We start from the raw sequence: 16086 nt of genomic DNA, 5'->3' as shown, positions 1-16086 counted from the left end.
GGCCTTCCGACGGCCCGTCAGGAAAGGTTTTCATTATGGCCCAGAATTCGTCCACATCTGATCAATTGATCAGCACCCTGCGCGACACGGTGGTCGCGATGGTCCGCCGTGACGGGCCCGACCTGTCGGCTCGCCAGCTTGGCGTGTTCCTGACCTGCTACCTGCAGGAAGGGGCCCACACGGTGCGCGGCCTGGCCTCGACCCTGAACGTGTCGAAGCCCGCCATCACCCGTGCGCTCGACCGGCTGGGTGAACTGGATCTGGCCCGCCGCAAGGTGGACCCGATGGATCGCCGCTCGGTGCTGGTGCAGCGCACGCTCAAGGGCGCGGCCTACCTGCGCGAACTGCGCTCGATCATGAACGAAGCCGCCGGCGTCCCCGCGACCGCCCGTACCGGCAAGGTCGTCCGGGGCGAGGAACGCGCCCCGCGCCGCGCCGCCGGCTAAGAAATCCGGTCTGGCGGCTGTTCCCGCGGGGATGGCCGCCGGTTCCGGTCGGCTGGAACCATGGAATGGCGCGTGTATTCGCCGCCTGTCGTTGCCTTGAGGGCAGCGGTTGGCGAACTGTGCCCGAGACAATGCGCCCGGCACAGGCAGGTGCACATCGCAACGACGGGCCGCACGGGTCCGCCGCGTGGTTCCGCCCCTGTACCCCGAGTTATTCATCCGACAGACAAGGATAAGATCATGCGACTGGCAACACGCGTGGCTGCCGCAGCCGTTCTTGCGACTCCGTTTCTGGCGGCGTCCCTTCCCGGGTCGGCGGCACGGGCCGCCGACGACCTGGGGACGCCATCGGGGCATATTCGCCTCGTTGCCAAATCGGCCGATGTCGGCGTCGGCTGGACCTGGGGCAACGGCACCCTGACCTATGGCCACCATACCTATCATTTCACGGTCAAAGGCGGGTCGATCGCCGCTGTGGGCTATTCGTCCGTTGTCAGTACCGGCACGGTCTACAATTTGAAGCACCTGCATGATTTCGACGGGACCTATGTGGCCGCGAATGGCGAGGCGACGCTGGGCAACGGGGTCGGCGGCACGTTGATGCATAACGGCAATAACGTGACGATCCGCATCGAGACGCTGTCCAAGGGCGCACGCCTGGCCGGCGCGGCGCAGGGCCTGGAACTGACCCTGACCAAATAAGGCGGCGACCAGGCGGTCCTGGACCGTCCCGCCGCGCGATGCCGGATCAGGCGTCGCGCGGCGGCATGCGCCGTATCCGGCCCCGGACGATCCCGGTCCAGCCCAGTTGCGGCAACAGGACCAGGACCAGGGCGCCGGCGGGGCCGGTTCGCCCCTGCTGCATCAGCAGGGCCGCGACACCGCCCCACAGTACGAACGCCCATTGCACCAGCGTCACCACGACCGGTGACATCCCGGCCTGGGTGGCAAGCTGATAGAGATGTTCGCGGTGGCTTTCCACCAGCCGCGCGCCGTTCCGCCAGCGGCGCAGCAGGGTATAGCCGACATCGTAGAGCAGACCCGCCATCAGCAGCGGAACCGCCAGCCCCAGCCCGCCCCCGGTTCCCCCGGCGGCACCGGCCAGGCCGAAGGCGCCCATCAGCAGGCCGCAGCTCTGACTGCCGACATCCCCCATGAAAATTCGGGCTGCCGGGAAATTGAACGGCAGGAATCCGGCCAGCGCCGCCGCCAGGATCAGCGCCATGTCGCCCAGCCCGGCCCGATCCGCGCCGCCGGATGCCAGTCCGCCGATGACCAGGCAGGCCAGCAGGATCGATCCCGATGCCAGGCCGTTCAATCCATCCATGAAATTGACGGCATTGGTCATGAACACCAGCACCCCGACCGACAGCACGGCGCCCCCGATCGGCATCGCGATTCCCGTCGGATGCGGGCCGGTGGCCACCACCAGGATCGACGCGGCGAACTGCGCCGCCAGCTTCAGGCTGGGCGGCCATTGATAGACGTCATCCAGCCACGAGACCCCGCCCAGCAGGATGGTCGCGGCCAGCAGCCCCGCGACCGCCGGCGTCAGCATGGGCAGGCCGTGCAGCAGCCGCGCCGCCGGCACCGCCAGCACGAACGCGGTCACTACCCCGATTCCCCCGCCCTTGGGGGTGGGGCGGGTGTGCGAACTGCGATGGCCCGGATGGTCCAGAACCCCCAGGCGGATCGCACCGGCCACCATCAGCGCGGCGCCGGACCAGACGGCGAACAGCAGAAAAGCGAACGGGACGGAGGGGGGAAAAACGAAATGGTTCATGCGCCAGGGGTTTTTGTCGTCATGACTCTATCTAGCACGGAATGGGCTGGGCTATATGGTCGGGACAATGGCCTCGCAACGCCCTGATCCCCCTCTGCCGGCCGACAGGCGGCGCCCGGTCAACCGCATCGCCGTCAATGTCCTGCTGGACGGCCTTCTCGCCGCCCTGTCGGCGCCGCTGGCACGCTGGCTGGCCGACCCGCGCGGCGGCCTGCTGCATCCGCTCTGGTTCGTCGCGGGCGGCGCCATCACCCTGATCATCAGCGGCCTGCCGTTTCGTGTGCAGCAGCAATATTGGCGGTTTTCGGGGGTGGGCGACCTGCTGAACATCGCGGGTGCCTCGGTGGCCAGCGCCATCCTGTTCGCGCTGGGCCTGCATATCACCGGCTTTCCGATCCCGACCCCGACCTTTCCCATCATCCATGCCCTGGTGCTGCTGACGCTGATGGGCGGGATACGGATCATCTACCGGCTATCCTATCGCCGCACGGCGCGGCGGCAGGCATCCAGCCAGGTGATCCTGGTCGGCTCGGACAATTCGGCCGACCTGTTCATCCGCGCGGTCGAACGCGCGCCCGATCCCGCCTTTCGCGTGGCCGGCATCGTCACCCAGGGGCGGCGGCAGGCCGGGCGGCGCATCCACGGCATTCCCATCCTGGGCCATGTCGAGGGAATGGACGACATCCTGGCCCGCCTGGACGGGCATGGCGGCCGGCCCGAGCGGCTGGTCATCACCGATGCCGCGTTCCGGGGCGAGGACCTGGCCGAGATCATGCAGGTGGCCGAGCGGCGGGGACTGACCGTCCTGCGGGCGCCGGTCCTGACCGACCTGACGCCCGCCGACCGGCTGGAACTGCGCCCCGTCGCGATCGAGGACCTGCTGAACCGTCCCCAGGTCGGGCTGGACCATGACGGCATGGCGGCCCTGCTGGGCGGCCGCACCGTCCTGGTGACCGGGGCCGGCGGCTCGATCGGGTCGGAACTGGCGCGGCAGATCGCGGAATACGAGCCCGGCCGCCTGCTGCTGCTGGACCATGGCGAATTCGCGCTGTGGCAGATCGACGTGGAACTGTCGGAACGCGCGCCCCGGCTGCGGCGCGAGACGATCCTGGCCGATATCCGCGACCGGGCGCGGATCGAACAGGTCTGCGCGCAGTACCGTCCCGAACTGGTGTTCCACGCGGCGGCACTGAAACACGTGCCGATGGTCGAGGCCAATCCGTGCGAGGGGGTGCTGACGAACGTCATCGGCACCCGGATCGTCGCGGACGCGGCGGCGCGGCATGGCGCCCGCGCCCTGGTCATGGTCTCGACGGACAAGGCGGTGAATCCGTCCAGCCTGATGGGGGCCTCCAAGCGCGCGGCCGAGATGTATTGCCAGGCCCTGGATGTCGAGGCCCGCACCGGCGACGAATCCGGCGTGATGCGGTGCGTCACCGTACGGTTCGGCAACGTCCTGGGTTCGACGGGATCGGTGGTGCCCCTGTTCCGCCGGCAACTGGAACGGGGCGGGCCGCTGACGGTTACCCACCCCGACATGCAGCGCTATTTCATGACGGTGTCCGAGGCCGTGGGGCTGGTGCTGCAGGCCAGCGTGCGCGGCACCATCCGCGCCCGCGCGGGCAGCGGCACGGACACGCTGCTGCGCAGCGGCGGCATCTTCGTCCTGGACATGGGCAAGCCGATCCGGATCGTCGACCTGGCGCGGCAGATGATCCGCCTGGCCGGCCTGCGCCCCGACCAGGACGTGCCGATCCGCTTCACCGGCCTGCGTCCGGGGGAAAAGCTGTTCGAGGAACTGTTCCATGGGCGCGAGGCCCCGGTCGCGACCGACCATCCGGGCCTGAAGATGGCGACCCCCCGCATGGTGGACCGTGGGGCCGTCGGCCTGGCGATCGACACGCTGGAAGCCGCCTGCCGCGCCGAGGATACTCCGGCCGTCCTTGCGCTGATCGGGAGCCTCGTTCCCGAATTCGCCCATAACCCGACCGGCGACGTGCGCGATATGCTCGCGGACCCGACCGACGCCGAAAGGACCATGACCCCATGACCGCCTCCCCCGAGACGCTTTCCCCCATCGCGTTCCTCGACCTGCCCGCGCAGCAGGCGCGGCTGGGCGACGCCATCCGGCGGCGGGTGGATGCCGTCATGGCGCATTGCCGTTTCGTGATGGGACCCGAGGTGGCGGAACTGGAACAGGCCCTGGCCACCTATGCCGGCGCCAGGGAATGCGTCGGCGTGTCGTCGGGCACCGATGCGATCCAGATCGTCATGATGGCCGAGGGCATCGGACCCGGCGACGCGGTCTTCCTGCCGGCCTTCACCTATACCGCGACGGCCGAGGTGCCGCTGCTGCTGCACGCGACGCCGGTCTTCGTCGATGTCGATCCCCGGACGTTCCAGATCGACCCGGCCAGCCTGGAGAAGCGGATTGCCGATGTCCGCTCCGCCGGAACCCTGCGACCGCGTGCCATCGTGGGCGTGGACCTGTTCGGCCAGCCGGCCCCCTGGCCCGAATTGCGGGCCATCGCGGCGCGCGAGGGGCTGTTCCTGATGGACGATTGCGCGCAATCGTTCGGTGGCGCGCTGACGGGACGCAAGCTGGGGCGCGAGGCCACGGCCACCACGCTGTCCTTCTTCCCGTCCAAGCCGCTGGGCAGCTACGGCGACGGCGGCGCGATCCTGACCGACGACCCCGAGCGCGCGGACCTCTACCGTTCGCTGCGCACCCACGGCGAGGGCAAGACGCGATACGAGGTCCTGCGGACCGGCATGAACGGCCGCCTGGATACGCTCCAGGCCGCGGTGCTGCTGGCGAAGCTGGAAGGATTCGATGCCGAACTGGCCCGGCGGGAGGAGATTGCCGGCGCCTACGATGCCGGCCTGGCCCACCATGTCACCACCCCCGCGCGCGTCCCGGATTCGCACAGCGCGTGGGCGATCTATGCCGTGCTGGTGGAAAGCGAGGCCGCACGCGCGGCGTTGCAGGAGCGGCTGCGCGCGAAGGGCGTGCCTTCGGCGATCTATTATCCCCGTCCCCTGCACCTGCAGCCCGCATATCAGGCCCATCACGACGGCACGTGCTTGCCTGTTGCCGAAGATCTGTCTTCCCGTATTCTCGCGCTGCCCATTCACCCCGAACTGACGGACGCGGACGTCGCGCGGGTCATCGCGGCGGTTCGCGGATAAGACGAGAGAGACCGAGACCATGAAACGGGAAAACGCGCTGCTGCTGGGGATTCTGGGATGCCTGGCGTTCGCGGTGGCCACTGCGACGGTGGTATGGTCGTTTGCGATCCCCAACTTCCGGCCGCTGACCATTCCCCACATGAACGCGGGCGTGATCAGCGTGGGGCCCATGCGCCAGCAGCGCGCGCTGTCGGCTGCCGAGATCCGGACCCTGAACGACTGGCTGCAGCAGCATCGTGGCGGCTGGGGCCCGCTGGGGCAGACGCCGCCGTCATCGGGTGACGCGACGATCACCCTGACCGCCGACCGCCCGGCCGGCCCGGACGGCAAGCCGGTGCCCTATGTCATCACCCTGTGGACCGGCATCAGCGCCGCCGACTGGAACGCCACCCTGTTCCTGGAGGACAGGCCCGGCGCCGTGATCCGGATCGAGAGGTTTCCGGAAAAGGATTTCGCCGTGCTGCGCCAGATGGTCGACCAGCAGCCCTATGAGCGAACCGCGTTTCCATGATCGTCGTCCCGCCCGATACGACGGCCCTGATCTTCGATTGTGACGGCACGCTGGTCGATTCCCTGCCGCTTTACCTGAAGGCGTGGCTGGGCGCCTTCGAAACCGTGGCCGACCACAGGATGGCGCCCGAGTGGTTCCATGGCCGGGGCGGCCTGTCCGAGCACATGGTGCTGGACCTGATCGAAGCGGAACTGGGCCGCACGCTGGACCGCGCCGCGATCGTGCGCGCCGCGCGGCAGGGCGTGCTGGCCACCATGGCGGACCTGCGGGAAATCGGCATCGTCGCCGACCTGGCACGGCGCTATCGCGGCCAGTTGCCCATGGCGGTGGCGTCCAGCGGGTCGCGGGAAATCGTCACGGCGGCACTGAGCCATACCGGCCTGATGACGCTGTTCGACACGGTCGTGACCATCGACGACGTGGCCCGCCCCAAGCCCGCCCCCGACCTGTTCCTGGAGGCCGCGCGCCGCCTGGACGCGGCACCGCGCACCTGCCTGGTCCTGGAAGACAGCAACGAGGGACTGGCAGCGGCCGGACACGCCGGCATGCGCGGCCTGGATATCCGCCCCTTTCTATAGGTCAGACGCGGTCCTCCTCATCCAGCGGCGGAGTGGCGCGGTCCATCATGGCCAGCAGGGCCGCGGTCAGCGGCGAGGCCAGGACCAGGCCGGGCAGGCCCAGGATGGTGCCGAACACGGTCTGCGACAGGATGGTCAGGCCCGGCGGCATCTGGACTGCGTGGCGTTGGATCAGCGGCGCCATCACATTGCCTTCGAAAAACTGGATCGCGGCATACAGCGCCATGACCAGCAGCCCTTCGCGCGTGCCCTGCGACAGGCCCAGCAGGATGGCCGGCACCGCCCCGATGAAGGCGCCGATATAGGGGATGAAATTGGCCATGCCCGCGACGACGCCCAGCGCCAGCGCCAGCGGCACGCCGATGAACCACAGCCCCACCCCCGACAGGATGCCGACGACCAGCATGTCCAGCGCCTGTCCCGCCGTCCAGGCCCACAGGGTGCGGCCCGCGACCAGCAGCAGCGTCCGTGCCGCTGGCCGGTGCCCCGGTGGGATCAGCCGCAGCAGTCCGTTGACGTACAGCGCCGGCGACAGCGCGAAATACAGGCCCGCGATCAGGATCACCGCCAGCGTGCCCGCCGCGCCGAAGGCCGAGGACAGGACACCCGTCATCGATCCGGCAATCCGCGAGCCCATGCCGTTATCGCCGCCCCCGGCCTGGTTCCCGCCCAGGGATTGCGGCAGGTAGTCCAATACCGTGCGTCCCATCGTGCTGGCGTTCAACTGGCCGCGCAGCGAATGGGCCTGGGTGGTCAATGCGATGCGCAGCCGGGTCGCCTGTTCGGCAATCGCCGGGCCGCTGCTCCATCCCAGCCCGCCGATGGCGGCCAGCAGCACGACCACCACGAGGCTCAGCGCCAGCCAGTAGGGCAGGCGCGTCCGCCGTTCGACCATGGCCGCCAGATTATGCAGGATCACCGCGATCAGGGTCGCGGCGAACACCACCATCAGCACGTCGCCGATCAGCCAGATCGACAGGACCATCACGGCCAGCAGGATCGCGACCTGGAGCAGGTGATGGATGCGGGCCAGTTGCACGGCGCGCGGGTCCTGTTCCGGCCTGTCCTGTTCCGGTTCGCGCCTGATGGGGCGGGTGTCGGGTCGGCTTTCCGTTACGGCTTTGGTGGGCATGGTCCATCCAGGCTGTGGGGGCGATTGCGATCGTTGGCACATCTGCACGCCCGCGTCGATTCGGGCGACAGCCCCCGGGGGGCGCTTCGTCCCGTCATTCGCACACGCGACGCTTAATGACGGGTTTACCGGCGTGACGCCCACTCGGCATACCGGATGGCGTAACGGACAAGGATGCAGGAATGAACGCCGAAAACGGACAGGACGCGCCCATCGGGTATTACAACGCGCCACATGGCGTCGCGGCGGCGGAACGCGCGCTGGCCCTGGGCGCCTTCGCTATCGGAACCGGCGAATTCGCGATCATGGGCATGCTGCCGGACATGGCGCGCAATCGGTCGGCTGGGCCGGGGCGATCCTGTCGGCCGGCGGCCTGACCATCTTCCTTGGCGGCCTGATGGTGCAGGGGCTCGGGCGGCGGGCCCGGATGCGTCGCGACCGGAGATGGACCTGAGATTTCTGATACGTTAGGGTAACGCAATAGCCGTCAGCCGTCTTAACGCGTGGGGATTTGCGGTTATTTCATGACCTCGCATTCCGCTCCTCTTGCGCGTGTAGCGCCCGTTCTTTTCCTCGGTGGCTGCGCTGTGCGTGGCGCCCCGTCCTTTCCACTGGTCGGGGCCTATTTCCCGGGCTGGATGTTCTGCGCAATGGTGGGTATCGCCGCCGCCGTGGGTTTGCGGGTGGTATTCATACAGACCGGTATCGACGCGATCCTGAGCTTCCGGCTGTTCACCTACGTATCGCTCGGCGTGATCGCGGCGCTCCTGGCCTGGCTGATCTGGTTCGGGCCATAGCGATGCGAAGGGTTTCCATGTCCGGCAGGAAGCCTGTCGGTCTCATCATCGCCGTGGCCTGCGTCGTGGCCGCTGTCCTGCTGGGCGTCCATGTCGCGAACGAGGACAGCGCCCATCCTTCCTCCGACAGCGGGTCGATCGACGCCGAAATCGTGCACATGGCTTCGACCGTCGGCGGCCGACTGGTCGATCTGCCCGTTCACGTCAATCAGGCGGTGCGCAAGGGCGACCTGCTCTATCGTCTCGATCCCGAACCGTACGAGCTGACCGTGCGGCAGGCGCAAGCCAATCTGGCGCTGGCCCAGGCCGAGGTCGAAAACCAGCGACGGCTGGTCTCGGTCAAGACCGCCGACGCCGCCGTGGCACAGGCCCAGACCGCGCGCGCGCGAACCAACCGCGATCTCGCCGCGCGCACGGTCGAACGCCTCTCGCCTCTGGCCGGGCATGCCTATATCCCGTTGCAGCAATATGACCAGGCCCGGGTTGCCCTCCGCGATGCCGAGATATCGCTGGAGCAGGCGCATCGGCAGGAAGCGGCGGCACAGACCGCAATCGGAGACCTGAACAGTTCGCTGGCGGCGCGGGACGCCGCTGCGGCGGCGCTCGATCACGCGCGCTATGAACTCAGGCAGACAACGGTCGTCGCCCCCCTGGACGGCTACGTGACCAGCCTGCGCGTCAAGCCAGGCGAGATTCTGGCGCCGGCGCAGGTGCTGTTCACCCTGATCGCCAACGATGCATGGTATGCCAACGCCAATATCCGGGAGGTCGATCTGCGCCCCATCCGGCCCGGAGACTGCGCGACAGTCCATTCCATGATCGACCGGCACGTGGCCATTCGCGGTCATGTGGACAGCATCGGCTGGGGCGTCCTGTCCGCCGATTCGGCAGGGATCGCACGCGCCCTTCCCGTCGTGCCGCGCGAAATGGATTGGGTGCACGTGGCGCAGCGGTTCCCCGTGCGGGTAAAGCTCGATCGGGCCGACCCGAACCTGCTGCGCCTGGGTGCCACCGCCACCGTCGAGATCCGGCATGGCGCCGCCTGTCCCTGACCGACATATCGCCGATCCCGGGCGCCTGACGCTCGGGCGGGCCTGGAGGCTGGCGTGCGACCCGGAACCGGGGCGTCTCGGCTACGCCCTGCGCATGGCGGCAGCCTGCGCCACGACGGTCCTAGTGGGGGAAATCTGGCAGGTCCCCGACCTCGCCGTGCCCGCCCTGGTCACGATGGCGCTCTGGCAGAAGGACCGCGTGACCAATCTCGTCGCCGGCCTCGCCGTGAATGTGCTGATCCTCGTCATCCTCGCCATGCTGTACGGGCTGATTCGCCTGACGCTCGATCATCCGCTGGGCATCGTCGTCGGCGTGGCGATATTGTCCTTCTGCTTCTTCTTCCTCGGGTCAGCCAGCAAGCTCAAGCCGCTCGCCTATATGCTGGGGCTGATCACCGTCTATGGGCTGATCGCCGTCGATCAGGCGCCGGTCGGCGAGATCGCCACCCGCGCGCTGCTCTACACCGATCTGTTCCTCGCCATACCGGGCCTGGTCATGATCGGGCTCGGACTGATCATCTGCCCGTCGCCCAGGACCGTGCTGATGCGCGCCATCGCAGGCCGCCTGCGCATGGCCATGGCGCTGTTGCGTCATCCCGATGACGCGACGCGCGAGCGCGCCCAGGACATGCTGCGCCAGGGCGGCGCGGGCATGATGGCGAACGTGAAGATGGCGGCGCTGGAAAGGATCTGGAACCGGCGCGACCTCGCCTGCCTGAAGCAGGCGGCCTATTCCAGCATCGGCGTCCTTGCCCTGGCCGACGCGGCGGTGCGAGAAGGCGGATCACCTTGCCCGTCTGCCCTGCTGGAAACATTGGAGGAGATGGCGGCGATGTTCGAGGCGGGCGATTATCCCGCCGATATCGCGCCCCCCGCCGTGCCCTCCAACGAACCGGCCCTTGCCGCAATGGCGGCACTGATCGCGATTTTCACGACCCCGGCACCGGAGGAAAAGCCCCCGGAGGAGAAAAAAAGCGGGGGCTTTTTTTTCCCCGACGCCTTCACGAACCCCGACCATGTCCGCTTTGCCGTGAAGGGCACGGCCGCGGTGATGACCAGCTATTTCATCTTCAAGATCCTCGACTGGCCGGGCATCCATACCTGCATCATCACGTGTTTCATCGTGGCCCAGCCGACGATGGGCGAGATGATTTCCAAGCTCATGCTGCGTATCGGCGGCGCACTGCTGGGTGCCGCGCTCGGCATCGGCTCGATCATCCTGCTGATGCCGCATCTGAACGATATCACCGGGTTCCTGGCTCTTGTCTTCGCGGGCGCGTTCATCGCAGCCTGGGTCAAGACCGGTGACGAACGCATTGCGTATGCGGGATTCCAGATCGGGCTGGCCTTCTTCCTGACGGACATCAAGGATTACGGCCCGACCACCGACATGACCGTGGCGCGCGACCGCGTGGTCGGCATCATGCTCGGCAATTTCATCACCTATGCGATGTTCACCAGTTTCTGGCCCGCCAGCGCCTGGGACAGGATCGCGGCGACGTTGCGGGGCGTCGTCAGGGCCCTTGCGGCACAGCGCGACAGTATCACGCCGCAGGCGCGCGTGACCCATGCGGCCGAGGTGTTGGGCGCGATCTCGGCCAGCCAGCGCACGCTTGAATTCGCGGCCACCGAACCCGTCCATATGCGCGCCGATACGGAAAGGATGTCCCAATGCGGCGAAGCCCTGCGGGATGCCTCCCGGCTGGCCGAAGACCTGCTGATTCCCGAACGCGATGCCCAGACGCGCGCACGTTTCGAACGGTTGGAGAGCCTGGCCTCGTGACCCGTCCCGCCTCCCTCGCAACCATCGGGTTCGCCATGCTCGGGCTGGCCGGTTGCGCCACCCAAGCCCTGCATTCGGCGCCGGACCGGCCCGACGCGCCCTGGCGCCCCAATGTCTCGGCTGCCGGCGAGATCATTCCCGGTCCATGCTGCGCGCGCGGGCTTGCGTTGCCCCCGGGCTACAGCCTGCCGTCCAACCGGAATATCCAGGGCCGTCCGGCGCCGCCCGAACTGCAAGGCGCGCATCCCTATTCGCTTGCCGAACTGATCGACATCGCGCAATCCACCAACCCGGACACCAGGCGCGCCTGGAATACGGCGCGCGACGCGGCGCTGGCGGTGGGCATCGCGCGCAGCACCTATCTGCCGCACCTGACGGCCACCGTGGTGGGCGGCTACAATCATGCGCACGATAGCGGCGCCAACGCGGCCATCGGCAACGTCGATATCGGCGGCACAAGCACGCGGGTGGGCAACGGCGAGGTGCAGACGCTCGGCCTGGAGTGGCTGCTGTTCGATTTCGGCAAGCGCGAGGCCACGATCGACGCCGCCAGACAGAGCCAGCTCGCCACCAACATCCTGTTCACGGGCGCGCATCAGAAACTGATCTACGCCGTAACGCTCGCCTTCTATACCCACGCCGCGGCGACCGCGCGGGTCACCCTGCTCCATCAGGCGCTGGACAATGCGCGCAAGGTCGAGGATGCCGCGGACATGCGGTTACGTCGCGGCCAGGGTACCGTCGTGGATGCGACCCAGGCGAGGCAGGCGACCGCCCAGGCCGAACTGCGGCTGGTTCAGGCCGAGGGCGGTGCGGAGAACACCTATCTCGACCTGATGACGGCCATCGGCATCCCGCCCGGCACGCACGTGCTGACGCAGGATATTTCCGACCGGCCGCTCAGCCTCGCCGACGCGCGCCTGACCGACGACATGATCCAGCGCGACGCCGCGCGACGGCCGGACGTCCTGGCCGCCTATGCCACTGCCCGCGCATCACGCAGCGCGGTCGCGGCGGCGCGGGCGGAGTTCCTGCCCAAGATCTTCGTCAGCGGCAATGTGGCATACGCGACCGGGCGTCTGGCCTTGTCCTCCGTGCCCGGAATCGGCGCGAATGCCGCGCCGACGCTCAATCTGTCGTCGAACAATTTCAGCAGCCTGATCCTGGGCGGCATCACCGTGCCAATCTTCGATGGCGGCATGCGTGCCGCGGCATTGAAACAGGCCAGGAATCGATTCGACAGCGCCGAGACGAATTTGCGCCAGACCCTGGATGAAGCGGTCAAGCAATTGGTTGTCGCCGAAAATGGTGTCCACACGAGCCTGAGCGCCTATGCCGCGTCCGGACGCCTGCAAACGGCGGCGCAGACGAGCTTCGACGCCACATTGTCCGCCTACCGCAACGGCGTCGGGTCCATCACCCAGGCCACGCTGGCGCAAAGCGGTCTGATCGATGCAAGGCTGGAGCGATCGGATGCCTATTACGCCGCCCTGATCGCCGCCTCCAGCCTCGCTTTCGCGGCGGGCGCATTGGGGGATGCGTCCCCAACCGAGCAGCCGTGACCGCGTCGGCGGACTAGTCGGCTCACTCGGCGGCGCTTTCCTCGATCGCCGCCTCGGCCAGCAGCCACTCCTCCTCGGCCTCTTCCTGCTCGCGCCCGATGGCGGCCAGCCGCGTGTTGATCGCCGTGACCTCGTCGGCGCCGCCGGCGGCATAGAGCGCGGGGTCGGCCAGCCGGGTTTCCAGCCGGCCGCGCTCGTCGGCCAGGCGGCTCATCCGGGCTTCGGCGTCCCGTGCCTTCCGGCGGAGGGGGGCGATGGCCTTGCGGGCTTCGGCGCGTTCGCGCCTGTCGTCGCGGCGGGGGGCCGCCGGGGTGGCCGGGCGGGTGGCCGCCCGGGCGCGTTCGGACAGCCATGTCCGATATTCCGCCATGTCGCCGTCGAAGGGCCGCACGGTGCCGTCGCCCACCAGCCACAGCCGGTCGGCGACCAGTTCGACCAGGTGCGGGTCATGGCTGATCAGCAGTACGGCCCCCTCGAATTCCGCCAGGGCGCGGATCAGGGCCTCGCGCGCGTCCAGGTCCAGATGGTTGGTCGGTTCGTCCAGGATCAGCAGGTGCGGTGCCTCACGCGTGGCCAGCGCCAGCAGCAGCCGCGCCTTCTCGCCGCCCGACAGGTCCCGCGTCACCGTGTCGGCGCGGTCGGCATCCAGCCCGAAGCGGGCCAGTTGCGCCCGCACGGCGGTGGGCGGTGCCTTGGGCATGACGCGGGTCATGTGATCGACCGGCGTTTCGCCGGGAACCAGTTCCTCCGCCTGATGCTGGGCGAAATAGCCGACGCGCAGGCGCGGACCATGCGCCACGGTGCCCGAAATCGGCGCCAGCCGTCCCGCGATCAGCTTGGCGAAGGTCGATTTGCCGTTGCCGTTGGCGCCCAGCAGGGCGATCCTATCCTCCATGTCCAGCCGCAGGGTCAGGCCGGACAGGATCGGCCGGCCGCCATAGCCGACCGAAACCCGGTCCAGCGTCAGCATCGGCGGGGGCAGGGGCGCGGGTTCGGGGAAGGCGAAGCGGGTGGGCGCATCCTCGACCACGGTGTCCAGGACCGGCAGCTTCTCCAGCGCCTTCAGCCGTGCCTGGGCCTGCCGCGCCTTGGTCGCCTTGGCGCGGAAGCGATCGACGAAGGATTGCATGTGGGCGCGCTGCGCCGCGATCCGTTCCGCCGCCCGGGCCTGCTGCAGGGCCTGTTCGGTGCGGATGCGCACGAATTCGCTGTATCCGCCCGGCGTCAGCGTCAGCTTGCGTTGGTCCAGATGTGCGATGGCATCCACCGCCCGGTCCAGCAACCCGCGATCATGACTGACGATCAGCGCCGCCCCGGCAAAGCGGGACAGCCAGTTTTCCAGCCAGATCGTGGCATCCAGGTCCAGATGGTTGGTCGGTTCGTCCAGCAGCAGCAGGTCGGGGTTGAGGAACAGCGCCGTGGCCAGCGCCACGCGCATGCGCCAGCCGCCGGAAAAATCCGACACCGGGCGGGCCTGGGCGTCGGCGTCGAAGCCCAGGCCCGACAGGATGGTCGCGGCGCGCGCGGGCGCGCTGTCGGCCCCGATCGCCCGCAGCCGTTCATGGATGTCGGCCAGCCGCACCGGGTCGGGGGTCTGGTCGGCTTCGGCCATCAGGGCGGTGCGTTCGGCGTCGCCGGCCAGCACCGTGTCCAGCAGGTTGGCGTCGCCCGACGGGGCTTCCTGCCGGATGCGGGCCATGCGCGCGCGCGACGACAGGTGGATGGTGCCGCCGTCCGGTGCGATATCGCCCGCGATCGCGGCCAGCAGGGTGGATTTTCCGGCCCCGTTCCGCCCGACCAGGCCGATCTTGCGCCCCGGATCGACGGTCAGCGACGCGCCGTCCAGCAGGGTGCGTCCCGCGATGCGAAGGGTCAGGTCGGAAATGACGAGCAGGCTCACGGGATACGGGGCTCCGGAAGAACGGGCCGGCACGCCTGGCCAACCCTTTGATAGTTATGCAATCCCGTGCGTGGCGGGCGTCGTGCTCCGCCACGTGAACGGCGGACGGGACAGGATTCGTGACGCTGTACCTACCAGTCCGGGGGAATATGCTCTAGATGGCGCGCGTAAGGGGCGCCGGTCCGCAAGGGCGCAAGGGGTCCTGGCCACGCATTTCGAGCAATAAGAAGGAGCCATCCCATGGCGACCGAACGTACCCTGTCGATCATCAAGCCGGACGCGACCCGGCGCAACCTGACGGGCAAGATCAACGCGGTGTTCGAGGATGCGGGCCTGCGCATCGTCGCGCAGAAGCGCGTGCAACTGAGCGAAGCCGAGGCCGGCGCGTTCTATGCCGTGCACAAGGACCGTCCGTTCTACGGCGAGCTGGTGTCGTTCATGGTGTCCGGCCCGGTCGTGCTGCAGGTGCTGGAAGGCGAGAACGCCGTCCTGAAGCATCGCGACGTGATGGGCGCCACCGACCCGAAGAAGGCCGCGCCGGGCACCGTCCGCGCGCAGTTCGCCGAGAGCATCGAGGCGAATTCGGTCCATGGTTCGGACAGCCTGGAAAACGCGAACACCGAAATCGCGTTCTTCTTCGCCCAGACCGAAATCCTGCCCTGATCACGCCGGACGGGCACCCGCCAGGGTGCCCGTCATGCCGACCGGGTTCCTACAGGAACAGCAGAGACCCGATATCCGGCTGCGGCACGGCATCGGGCGTCAGGACCTTGCGCAGGGCCGCCGGATACAGGCGGTGTTCCTGTTCCAGCACCCGTGCCGCCAGCCGGTCCGGGGTGTCGTCCGCGTGGACGGGCACGGCGGCCTGGCCCAGGATCGGGCCGTCATCCATGATTTCCGTGACCAGATGCACCGTACAGCCATGCAGCTTCACCCCGGCCTGCAGGGCGCGTTCATGCGTGTGCAGGCCCGGAAATGCCGGCAGCAGGCTGGGATGGATGTTCAGCATCCGCCCCGCCCAGGCCCCGGTCAGGAACGGGGTCAGCAGGCGCATGTAGCCGGCCAGGCAGACCAGTTCGACCCCGGCCGCGCGCAGGGTGGCGTCGATCGCGTGTTCATGCGCCGCGCGGTCGCCGCGAAAGGGACGGTGATCGATCGCCTCGGCCCGCAGGCCCGCCGCGCGCGCGACCTCCAGCCCCGGCGCGTCGGGCCGGTTGCTCAGGACCAGGGCGATACGGGCCGGGAAGTCCGGCGCCGCGCAGGCATCGATCAGCGCGCGCATGTTGCTGCCGCGCCCGCTGATCAGAATCGCGATCGGCCGCCGGGCGGCGGCGTGGGTGTCGTGCGTCACAG

16 protein-coding genes are annotated in these 16086 nt (G+C 68.6%); 12 read left to right on the top strand and 4 right to left on the bottom strand.

Annotated features, from left to right (window positions below; translation table 11 throughout):
* Positions 1-35: 35 nt before the first annotated feature.
* Together GDI_RS09670 and GDI_RS09665 are read left to right on the top strand one after the other, a co-directional pair.
* Positions 36-446 (top strand): MarR family transcriptional regulator, encoded by a 411-nt coding sequence (locus tag GDI_RS09670; RefSeq protein ID WP_012553038.1) that lies wholly within the window; start codon positions 36-38, stop codon positions 444-446.
* 240 nt (positions 447-686) lie between these two features.
* On the top strand, positions 687-1148 hold the full coding sequence (locus tag GDI_RS09665) for a hypothetical protein (RefSeq protein ID WP_012225722.1): 462 nt from the start codon (positions 687-689) through the stop codon (positions 1146-1148).
* Between the two features lie 46 nt (positions 1149-1194).
* On the opposite strand, the gene GDI_RS09660 is transcribed toward GDI_RS09665, so the two are convergent.
* Complete coding sequence (locus tag GDI_RS09660; RefSeq protein ID WP_012225721.1) at positions 1195-2229, bottom strand: glycosyltransferase family 4 protein; 1035 nt, start codon at positions 2227-2229, stop codon at positions 1195-1197.
* Positions 2230-2296: 67 nt separating this feature from the next.
* Between GDI_RS09660 and GDI_RS09655 the strand changes: the two genes are divergently transcribed.
* Genes GDI_RS09655 through GDI_RS09640 form a run of 4 tightly spaced genes read left to right on the top strand, consistent with a single transcriptional unit; the run spans position 2297 to position 6507 of the window.
* Positions 2297-4279 carry a polysaccharide biosynthesis protein gene (locus tag GDI_RS09655; protein ID WP_408735214.1) on the top strand — a complete coding sequence of 661 codons (1983 nt, stop codon included), beginning with the start codon at positions 2297-2299 and terminating at the stop codon, positions 4277-4279.
* Positions 4276-5418 (top strand): DegT/DnrJ/EryC1/StrS family aminotransferase, encoded by a 1143-nt coding sequence (locus GDI_RS09650; RefSeq protein WP_012225719.1) that lies wholly within the window; start codon positions 4276-4278, stop codon positions 5416-5418. The genes GDI_RS09655 and GDI_RS09650 overlap by 4 nt, the downstream gene beginning before the upstream one ends.
* A gap of 19 nt (positions 5419-5437) precedes the next feature.
* Positions 5438-5929 (top strand): hypothetical protein, encoded by a 492-nt coding sequence (locus GDI_RS09645; protein ID WP_012225718.1) that lies wholly within the window; start codon positions 5438-5440, stop codon positions 5927-5929.
* Positions 5926-6507, top strand: coding sequence for an HAD family hydrolase (locus tag GDI_RS09640; RefSeq protein ID WP_012225717.1), 582 nt, complete (start codon positions 5926-5928; stop codon positions 6505-6507). Before GDI_RS09645 ends, GDI_RS09640 begins: the two co-directional genes overlap by 4 nt.
* Before the next feature lies 1 nt (position 6508).
* On the opposite strand, the gene GDI_RS09635 is transcribed toward GDI_RS09640, so the two are convergent.
* A complete protein-coding gene (locus tag GDI_RS09635) occupies positions 6509-7639 on the bottom strand; it encodes an AI-2E family transporter (protein ID WP_012553034.1) in 1131 nt (376 codons plus the stop codon).
* Positions 7640-7821: 182 nt separating this feature from the next.
* Between GDI_RS09635 and GDI_RS09630 the strand changes: the two genes are divergently transcribed.
* From GDI_RS09630 to GDI_RS09610, 5 genes are all read left to right on the top strand, one after another.
* Complete coding sequence (locus tag GDI_RS09630) at positions 7822-8016, top strand: hypothetical protein (protein WP_012225715.1); 195 nt, start codon at positions 7822-7824, stop codon at positions 8014-8016.
* A gap of 147 nt (positions 8017-8163) precedes the next feature.
* On the top strand, positions 8164-8436 hold the full coding sequence (locus GDI_RS09625) for a YtcA family lipoprotein (RefSeq protein ID WP_012553033.1): 273 nt from the start codon (positions 8164-8166) through the stop codon (positions 8434-8436).
* Between the two features lie 17 nt (positions 8437-8453).
* Positions 8454-9488 carry a multidrug transporter subunit MdtN gene (gene mdtN / locus GDI_RS09620; RefSeq protein WP_408735200.1) on the top strand — a complete coding sequence of 345 codons (1035 nt, stop codon included), beginning with the start codon at positions 8454-8456 and terminating at the stop codon, positions 9486-9488.
* On the top strand, positions 9469-11271 hold the full coding sequence (locus tag GDI_RS09615; protein ID WP_081482873.1) for an FUSC family protein: 1803 nt from the start codon (positions 9469-9471) through the stop codon (positions 11269-11271). The genes mdtN and GDI_RS09615 overlap by 20 nt, the downstream gene beginning before the upstream one ends.
* 35 nt (positions 11272-11306) lie before the next feature.
* Positions 11307-12833 (top strand): TolC family protein, encoded by a 1527-nt coding sequence (locus GDI_RS09610; RefSeq protein WP_012225712.1) that lies wholly within the window; start codon positions 11307-11309, stop codon positions 12831-12833.
* Positions 12834-12855: 22 nt separating this feature from the next.
* Here GDI_RS09610 and GDI_RS09605 read toward each other — a convergent pair whose 3' ends face one another.
* Positions 12856-14733, bottom strand: a complete 1878-nt coding sequence (locus GDI_RS09605) for an ABC-F family ATP-binding cassette domain-containing protein (RefSeq protein WP_012225711.1) — start codon at positions 14731-14733, stop codon at positions 12856-12858.
* A 240-nt stretch (positions 14734-14973) separates the two neighbouring features.
* On the opposite strand from GDI_RS09605, the gene ndk reads away from it, so the two are divergent.
* Complete coding sequence (ndk, locus tag GDI_RS09600; protein ID WP_012225710.1) at positions 14974-15396, top strand: nucleoside-diphosphate kinase; 423 nt, start codon at positions 14974-14976, stop codon at positions 15394-15396.
* 49 nt (positions 15397-15445) lie between these two features.
* On the opposite strand, the gene purN is transcribed toward ndk, so the two are convergent.
* The gene (gene purN, locus GDI_RS09595) at positions 15446-16084 is read right to left on the bottom strand and encodes a phosphoribosylglycinamide formyltransferase (RefSeq protein ID WP_012225709.1); all 639 of its coding nucleotides are present in this window, start codon (positions 16082-16084) and stop codon (positions 15446-15448) included.
* Between the last annotated feature and the right edge of the window lie 2 nt (positions 16085-16086).

Source organism: Gluconacetobacter diazotrophicus PA1 5, from assembly GCF_000067045.1.
In the GTDB taxonomy this organism is placed as follows: Bacteria; Pseudomonadota; Alphaproteobacteria; order Acetobacterales; family Acetobacteraceae; genus Gluconacetobacter; species Gluconacetobacter diazotrophicus.
Note: the sequence above shows the minus strand (reverse complement) of the source record. Positions and strands in the feature narration are given on the sequence as shown.

What these genes read in the sequence shown, in the direction of transcription:
- GDI_RS09670 (WP_012553038.1), top strand. Translation starts at nt 36, where the DNA reads ATGGCCCAGAATTCGTCCACATCTGATCAATTGATCAGCACCCTGCGC.
- GDI_RS09665 (WP_012225722.1), top strand. Translation starts at nt 687, where the DNA reads ATGCGACTGGCAACACGCGTGGCTGCCGCAGCCGTTCTTGCGACTCCG.
- GDI_RS09660 (WP_012225721.1), bottom strand. Translation starts at nt 2,229, where the DNA reads ATGAACCATTTCGTTTTTCCCCCCTCCGTCCCGTTCGCTTTTCTGCTG.
- GDI_RS09655 (WP_408735214.1), top strand. Translation starts at nt 2,297, where the DNA reads ATGGCCTCGCAACGCCCTGATCCCCCTCTGCCGGCCGACAGGCGGCGC.
- GDI_RS09650 (WP_012225719.1), top strand. Translation starts at nt 4,276, where the DNA reads ATGACCGCCTCCCCCGAGACGCTTTCCCCCATCGCGTTCCTCGACCTG.
- GDI_RS09645 (WP_012225718.1), top strand. Translation starts at nt 5,438, where the DNA reads ATGAAACGGGAAAACGCGCTGCTGCTGGGGATTCTGGGATGCCTGGCG.
- GDI_RS09640 (WP_012225717.1), top strand. Translation starts at nt 5,926, where the DNA reads ATGATCGTCGTCCCGCCCGATACGACGGCCCTGATCTTCGATTGTGAC.
- GDI_RS09635 (WP_012553034.1), bottom strand. Translation starts at nt 7,639, where the DNA reads ATGCCCACCAAAGCCGTAACGGAAAGCCGACCCGACACCCGCCCCATC.
- GDI_RS09630 (WP_012225715.1), top strand. Translation starts at nt 7,822, where the DNA reads ATGAACGCCGAAAACGGACAGGACGCGCCCATCGGGTATTACAACGCG.
- GDI_RS09625 (WP_012553033.1), top strand. Translation starts at nt 8,164, where the DNA reads ATGACCTCGCATTCCGCTCCTCTTGCGCGTGTAGCGCCCGTTCTTTTC.
- mdtN (WP_408735200.1), top strand. Translation starts at nt 8,454, where the DNA reads ATGTCCGGCAGGAAGCCTGTCGGTCTCATCATCGCCGTGGCCTGCGTC.
- GDI_RS09615 (WP_081482873.1), top strand. Translation starts at nt 9,469, where the DNA reads ATGGCGCCGCCTGTCCCTGACCGACATATCGCCGATCCCGGGCGCCTG.
- GDI_RS09610 (WP_012225712.1), top strand. Translation starts at nt 11,307, where the DNA reads ATGCTCGGGCTGGCCGGTTGCGCCACCCAAGCCCTGCATTCGGCGCCG.
- ndk (WP_012225710.1), top strand. Translation starts at nt 14,974, where the DNA reads ATGGCGACCGAACGTACCCTGTCGATCATCAAGCCGGACGCGACCCGG.